At 41.2% G+C, this 8,078-nt stretch carries 5 protein-coding genes; all 5 read left to right on the forward strand.

What is annotated here, in order from left to right:
• On the forward strand, window positions 1-1,926 hold a 1,926-nt coding region (locus tag GNE10_RS28640; protein WP_185569049.1), incomplete at its 5' end, for a glycoside hydrolase family 10 protein.
• A 235-nt stretch (window positions 1,927-2,161) separates the two neighbouring features.
• The gene (locus GNE10_RS28645; protein ID WP_185569051.1) at window positions 2,162-4,624 is read left to right on the forward strand and encodes a PAS domain-containing protein; all 2,463 of its coding nucleotides are present in this window, start codon (window positions 2,162-2,164) and stop codon (window positions 4,622-4,624) included.
• A gap of 13 nt (window positions 4,625-4,637) precedes the next feature.
• Window positions 4,638-5,852, forward strand: a complete 1,215-nt coding sequence (locus GNE10_RS28650; RefSeq protein ID WP_185569052.1) for an EAL domain-containing response regulator — start codon at window positions 4,638-4,640, stop codon at window positions 5,850-5,852.
• Window positions 5,853-6,013: 161 nt separating this feature from the next.
• Window positions 6,014-7,357 (forward strand): sorbosone dehydrogenase family protein, encoded by a 1,344-nt coding sequence (locus GNE10_RS28655; RefSeq protein WP_185569054.1) that lies wholly within the window; start codon window positions 6,014-6,016, stop codon window positions 7,355-7,357.
• A 175-nt stretch (window positions 7,358-7,532) separates the two neighbouring features.
• A complete protein-coding gene (locus GNE10_RS28660) occupies window positions 7,533-7,943 on the forward strand; it encodes a phosphomannose isomerase type II C-terminal cupin domain (protein WP_099068582.1) in 411 nt (136 codons plus the stop codon).
• Window positions 7,944-8,078 lie beyond the last annotated feature (135 nt).

The raw sequence follows: 8,078 nt of genomic DNA on the forward strand, positions 1-8,078 counted from the left end.
TCTCCCCCTCCCCGCGTCTCCCCATCTGCCACCGCTCCCCAACCAAGACCCCTTGGTGTAGTCAAACCACCAACTTCCAAGGAAGCCATCGATCAATTGGAAGAAGCAGTACGTTTAGATGTTGTACCCAACTCCAATGAGCCAATTAATCAAAACCAAGCGATCGCTCTCCAGCAAGAGTTAGAAAATCTCATTGGTCGGGTAGAAAGTGCCAATTTAGCGGTGTTGGCTAATGCTGCTGACCTTGGGGAAACTGCGGAAAATTTAGGAAAAATAGATGTGGAGTCTCTCAAACAACAAACTTCAATTACCTCAACCACACCAGGGACATTAGCCACCAGCCAACAACAAGCTTTAGAACAGGCGAAGGTAATTGCTAAAAACTTCCCTCAACTGATTGCCCAAAAAAATTATGCCTTGGCTCGTCAGCAGTGGCTAATTGCTAAGAGAATTTTGTGGCAGCAGTTTCCTGTGGATCGCAGAATAGCTCAGCCAGAAATCCGGGCAGTTTGGTTAGACCGAGCCACCATTGTCCGTGCCGGTAGCAAGGCGAAACTAGCGGAGATTTTTGACCGACTAGCAGCAACCGGGATTAATACCATCTTTTTTGAAACTGTTAACGCCGGCTACACAATTTATCCCAGCCAAGTTGCCAAAGAACAAAACCCATTAATTCGCGGTTGGGATGCCTTGGCAGATGCAGTCAAACTAGCCCACGAACGGGATATGGAATTGCACGCTTGGGTTTGGACTTTTGCTGCTGGTAACCAACGCCACAATGAAATTATCAACGTTAATCCCAATTACCCAGGGCCAATACTAGCTGCTCACCCAGATTGGGCAAACTACGATAACCAAGGCAACATGATTCCAGCTGGGCAAACGAAGCCATTTTTAGACCCAGCGAACCCCCAAGCGCGACAGTATTTACTCAAGCTGTATGAGGAAATCGTCACTCGTTATGATGTGGACGGTTTACAGCTAGATTACATTCGTTACCCATTCCAAGATCCACTGGCTGGTCGAACATATGGTTATGGCAAAGCTGCAAGAATGCAGTTTCAGCAACTCATTGGTGTAGACCCCATGAATATTTCCCCCAGTCAACCAGAACTGTGGCAAAAATGGACGACATTTCGCACCGAACAAGTTGACAGCTTTGTTGCCCAACTATCAAAGCAGTTGCGACAAAAGCGAGGAAATTTAATTTTGTCAGTTGCAGTTTTTCCTTTGCCACAAACAGAACGCATTGAGAAAATTCAACAAAACTGGGAAGTTTGGGCTAGGCGAGGGGATGTAGATTTAATCATTCCCATGACTTATGCCCTTGACACATCACGGTTTCAACGACTGGCTCAACCTTGGATTGCCTCTAAACAATTGGGAGCTACCTTGTTAGTACCAGGAATTCGCTTACTTTCTTTGCCAACAATTGGAACATTTGACCAACTCCAATTGGTAAGAGATTTGCCAGTTAGTGGTTATGCTTTGTTTGCCGCAGAGAATTTTAATGACGAACTCCAAAAACTTTTTATTAGTACTCAAGGTAAAGTTGAATCTGCAAGAACTGAACCTATTCCTCACCGCCAGCCTTTTCAAACTGCTGCTATTCGTTACACTGCGCTGCAACGCGAATGGAAGTTTGTTTTGCAAAATGAACAATTGTCCATGCCTGCTCAAACAATTTCAGATTTTAATAACCAGGCAGAAGTTTTACGTACTGCTTTAAATCAGCTTGCCACCGCGCCTTCTGCTAGTAAATTACTAGTGGCCAGAGCTTCTCTAACTCGCTTCCAGTCTCAATTTCGAGTGTTAATGAAGCAAGAAATCAAATCGAATTCCTATCAAGTCAAAGTCTGGGAAAATCGGCTGACAACCATAGAAAGGCTATTGCGTTATGGGGAAAGGCGGATAGAGTTGCGTTAGGTGGACATGGGAATGAGGGGGATGTAGCTTTAGCTTTCCGTAGGGTGGGAGATGAAACACACGCTTTGATACAGGGAATAAACAATGCCCCATACCCCCATTTGTATTTCTTAAAACTATTTTTCCAGTGTTTATACTTCAAAGATTACTAATTGTTTGGGGTCAAAATATTAGAAAATGCTTAAGTGAACAGCTTTAGATAACTATCTTTTGATAATAGCTATAGTAATAATCTATGCAAGCTTTATCTCAGTTTATCGGGCTAGAAAGCTTAGAGTCAATAATAGACTGTTCGCCGCTAATGGTTGTGCCGGAAACACCACTATCAGATGCGATCGCTCTGATGGCAACACAGAGCAAAAGTATTTTGGTGGGGTCTTGTTCGCAATTAGCGGGATGCTTTACGAAGCATGATATTGTGCGGCTTATAGCTTCAGGGACTGACTTGAAAACAGCTAAGATTTGTGAGGTGATGCATACCTCAGTAAAAACACTGAAAGTGTCAGAATTTCAGGAAATCTCCTGTGTCCTGTCACTACTATGCCATCAGCAGTTGGACATACTGCCAGTTGTCGATAACCAAGGTCACGTTGTCGGCATTATCACTCCTGAGAGTATTTGTCAAGGACTGGCACAAAAAATAGAGAAAACTACAGGTAACTACCAGTCAACTGAAGAACAACGGTGTTTGCTAGAGTCAGTAGTTGTAAATACTACACTTGACCAAAATGAATCTGAAAAAATTCACGAATGTCCTGAGACTGTAGAGCATACTACAGCTTTTGAGACAATACATGAAAACCAACAGCACTATTGCATCATGGCCGATACAATACCTATGCTGATTTGTATGTCAGATAGTGATGCTTTAGGTAATTTTTGGAATCAATCTTGGCTAGAGTTAAGTGAAAGAACTTTAGAAGAGGGGTTAGATTGCAGTTGCAACCAAGGTATTTATTCAAAAGATGCCCAAAACCATATTGGTATTTTGAGTTCTTTTGAGGTAGAACATTTAATTTTCCCTCAGCGGCAATGGCCTAAGTACAAATCGTTACCCAGACGCGCTATAGTACCTAAAGACACAACAGACAAACCTAGCCGCCTCATTGGAGTTTCTGTAGATATTACCTTCCATGTACAGGCAAAAGAGGAAAAATTGTGGCAATCTCAGGAAACGGCACTACAAGAATACAAACTTGCTCAAGAAGCACTGAAAAATAGTGAAGAAAAATTCCGCAATTTAGTTGAAGCCAGCAGCGATTGGATATGGCAAATTGATGAAAATACGGTTTATACCTATGCCAGTCCGAAAATACGCGACATTTTGGGTTACGAACCCACGGAAATTTTAGGTAAAACACCCTTTGATTTGATGTCACCTGAAGAAGCTAAACGTGTGACTAAGATTTTTACTTCCATTGTCGCTGCACAGCAACCATTTAAATGTCTGAAGAACATCAATATCCATCAGGATGGCCGTTTAGTTGTTCTTGAAAGCAGCGCAGTCCCAGTGTTCAACCCTGAGGGTCAATTTTGTGGGTATCGCGGTGTAGATCGAGATATTACAGACCGCAGGCAATCAGAAACTCCACTATTTGACAGTCCACAAAAGCTGCAACATTTACTGGCTTTTAGCCCAGCTGTTATCTATACCTGCAAAGCTTCTGGAGACTTCGGTGCGACATTTATTAGCGAAAACGTTACAAAAATTACGGGCTATGAAGCACGCCACTTTGTAGAAGATTCCGGCTTTTGGGCTAGTCACATTCATCCAGAAGATGTAACCCAAGTGTTTTTTCAACTTTCAGAAGTATTGGAGCGAGGAGATTACACGATAGAATATCGATTTCTACACCAAGACGGCATCTATCGTTGGATATACGACCAAGGAAACTTAGTGCGAGATGAAGCTGGTAACCCTATGGAAATAGTCGGTTACTGGGTAGATATCACAGAACGTAAGTTATTAGAACAAGAACTAAGAGTAGCACTAGAAAAAGAAAAGCAACTAGGGGAACTGAAATCTCACTTTGTTTCCATGACTTCTCATGAGTTCCGCACGCCGTTAACTACTATCCTTTCTTCTTGTGAGTTACTGGAACACTATCGCCACAAATGGACTCAAGAAAGACAACTTACTCATTTGCATCGCATTCAAACTGCTGTCAAACGGATGACTGAGATGTTGAATGATGTGTTAATTATTGGAAAAGCGGGAACTGGAAAATTAGAGTATAAACCAACATCTTTTGATTTAGTCAAATACTGCCAACAGCTAGTGGAAGAAATACAAATGAATCTCAACAATCAACGCTTGATTTCTTTCACCAGTCAATATGAATCTATACCTTGCTGTATGGATGATAAATTGTTGGGACACATTTTCAATAATTTATTATCAAATGCAATTAAATATTCTCCAGATGATAGTATTGTCAAGTTTAGTCTGAGTTGCCAAAATGGGCAAGCAGTATTTGAAATTCAAGATTGGGGGATTGGTATTCCCGAAGCTGACCTACCATTTCTATTTGAATCATTTCACCGCGCCAGTAATGTCGGCAAGATACTAGGCACTGGATTAGGAATGACAATTGTTAAAAAGTGTATAGATATTCATCAAGGTGAAATATTTGTTAGAAGTACAGAAGGTTTTGGAACTAAAATCACTGTGATTCTGGCATTAAATAATCAGATATAATTTGAGGTCAGTCATGCCCAAAATTTTAATAATTGAAGATGAAGAATCAGTAAGGGAAAATATATTAGATTTGCTAGAAGCTGAAGATTTTGAAACTATTGCTGCTGCCAATGGAAAAATCGGGCTAGATTTGGCTATTTCTGAAGTTCCTGATTTAATTTTGTGCGATATGATGATGCCAGAAATTGATGGGTATCAGGTGTTAACAGCATTACGTCAAAACCCAATTACGGCAACAATTCCCTTTATTTTTCTCACTGCCAAATCTGCTAAATCTGACTTCCGTAGAGGTATGGATCTAGGTGCAGATGACTATATAACTAAGCCATTCACGAGGGCTGAGTTATTAAGCGCCATTATGAATAGATTAGAAAAATATGCTACTTTAAAAAGATATTTATCTGCTCAGAATGCAACTCACAACTTCTCTCCCAAAATGCAGTTATTAGAAATTAGCTTGCATCGAGCAATCAAACAACATAATTTTCAAGAATTTGAGATTTATTATCAACCAATACTGGATATTGCTTCTGGAAAGATAGTAGCTGCTGAAAGTTTGTTACGCTGGCAAAGTCCGGAATTAGGGATTATTTATCCCACAGAATTTATTCCCATCGCCGAGTCTACAGGTTTAATTGTTCCCATTGGCAAATGGGTGTTAAAAAAAGTGTGCCAGCAAATGAAAAACTGGCGGGATGATGCGGGAATTTATTCCTTGAAAATTGCTGTGAATTTATCTGTAATTGAGTTTAATCAACCAGATTTTATTCAGAAAATAGTAAATTTTATTGAAACCAATCATTTGCAAGCAGATTGCCTGGAATTGGAACTCACTGAAAGTATGATTATGCAAGATGTCAATAGTGCGATCGCCACTATGAATAAATTGCGTTCTTTGGGTGTGAAAATAGCGATCGATGATTTTGGTACAGGCTACTCTTCTTTAATTTATCTGAAAAATTTACCAATTAATACTTTAAAAATTGACCGTTACTTTATCCATAATGTTGCCAACGACCTCCAAAAATCAGCCATTACCAAAGCATTAATTCAAATGGCTCACAATCTCAACTTAAATGTCGTTGCTGAAGGTGTAGAAGCTGAAGCAGAATTAGCTTTTTTGCGCCAACACAAGTGTAATTCTATGCAAGGTTTTCTCTTCAGTCGTCCATTACCAGCAGCCGAATTTGAAAATTTATTATTGACAAATAAATGTTTATATGCGTGAAGATTGGTATTAAAAGTGTTGACTGATGAGTGATGATTGTTGACCGATTTTTTATTCCTCTTTGCATATCGAATTTCACTGAGAAAAATCGGACTTTAGACTGGCGACAATTATTAAGTTTTGAGTCTATAGTATAAAAATTGTGTATAGTGTTTACCGTCATGAAAGCTTCTGGGCGTTTCTTGCTGCCAGTTTTTTTACTCATTTTGGTAGCAGCTTGTAACCAGACCCGCGCCTCTTTGGATAATCCACCACCGCAAACATCTGTACCTGCTGCCGAACTGGCACAAAATCCTACACAGTCGAAAAATATCATTCGCACTGAAGTATTTTCACCTAAACCTATCAGAATTAATCTCAATAACTTACCAGCACCCTTCGCAACAGAAAGTGCGTCTAAGCGCCCTGAGGTTGTAGCCATTCCTCAAGACCCAGTACTACGCGTACCACCAGGCTTTACAGTTAATGTGTTTGCTGAAGATTTAGATGCCCCACGTTGGTTAGCTTTAACCCCTAGTGGTGATGTACTGGTGACTGAAACCGGGCAAAATCGTATTCGTCTGTTGCGTGATAGTAACGGCGACGGAGTAGCTGATGTCCGAGAAACCTTTGCTAGTGGGGAAAACGGACTCAATAGACCTTTTGGTATGGCTTTTGCCGGTGATTCCTTCTTTTTGGGAAATACAGATGCTGTGTTGCGTTTTCCCTATACTCAAGGTGAAAACAAAATTACAGGCAATGGGCAAAAAATTGCTGATTTGCCTGCCCAAGGCTATAACAATCATTGGACACGCAATGTTGTTGTCTCGCCTGATGGCAATCAATTGTATGTTTCAATTGGTTCGGGAACCAACGTCGATGAAGAACCTTTACCAAGGGCTTCGGTGCAAGTGATGAATTTGGATGGTTCCCAACAGCAGACCTTCGCTTTCGGTTTGCGTAACCCTGTTGGTCTAGATTTTCATCCTGTAACTAAGGAACTTTACACCACTGTTAACGAACGTGACGGAATTGGTGATGATTTAGTACCAGATTATTTAACACGCATCCGAAAAGGAGAATTCTACGGCTGGCCTTATACTTACTTAACGCCGAATAACCTCGATCCGCGTCAAAAAACCAACGACCAAAGCAAACGCCCAGATTTAGCAGCCCGTACCAAAACCCCAGATGTCCTATTTCAAGCCCACTCAGCAGCATTGGGTTTGCAGTTTTATGATGGGAAAACATTTCCACAAAAGTACCGCAACGGTGCTTTTGTTGCTTTTCGTGGTTCTTGGAACCGCGATCGCGGTACGGGCTACAAAGTCGTGTTTGTTCCCTTTGATGCCAAAGGACAATCGCAAGGCTATTACGAAGATTTTCTCACCGGATTTTTACTCAATCCCTCTGTACCAAGTACTTGGGGACGACCCGTGAGTTTACTCGTCTTACCAGATGGCAGTTTACTAGTAACAGAAGAAGCCAATAATCGGATTTATCGGATTCAGTATACTGGAGGCTAGTTTGGAGGTGGGGAGGTAGGGAGGTGGGGAGATGAGTTTTTCGCCTCTGCCCAATGCCCCATGCCCCATGCCCCATGCCCTAAGTCCTTTTTTATCGAGAATTCCTATCCGGATTTACTTCCTTTGGGGTAGATTATTCACAAATATTAATAATCATTGAATTGAGAGATTAGTTATGAGTCTGAATGAAAATAATACTCAGTCTGATAATATTAATGAAATGTCTTCACATTCAGGTACGCGATATTGGGGTCATGTCGAGGTAATTGAAGAGGGAGAATCCTATAGAATTAGTCGCGTTGAAATTAAACCTAGACACGGAATTAAACCACAAATCCACTATCATCGCAACGAACACTGGGTTGTAGTGTCAGGTGTAGCAAAAGTCACTTGTGGCGAACAAGAAATTTTACTCAATCGCAACCAATCAACTTATGTTCCCGCAGCAACGCTGCATAAGGTAGAAAACCCCGGTCATATTCCATTAGTTATTTTAGAAATTCAAAATGGCGAATATTTAGGAGAAGACGATACAGAACGACCCTATGAGTTAAATTTGGTCAAGTCTGTAGGTGAAAATGAGTAGGGTATGGGGGATGGGGATGAGGGATGAGGGATGAGGGAGTAGGGGAGGCTCTTGAGGTAGGGGAAAAGGTTAAAGGGAAAAGGGAAAAGGGGAAAGGGGAGATGGAAAGATGGGGGAGTGTGGGGAGTGTGGGGA

The organism is Nostoc sp. 2RC (assembly GCF_014222165.1).
GTDB classification, from domain to species: domain Bacteria; phylum Cyanobacteriota; class Cyanobacteriia; order Cyanobacteriales; family Nostocaceae; genus Nostoc; species Nostoc linckia.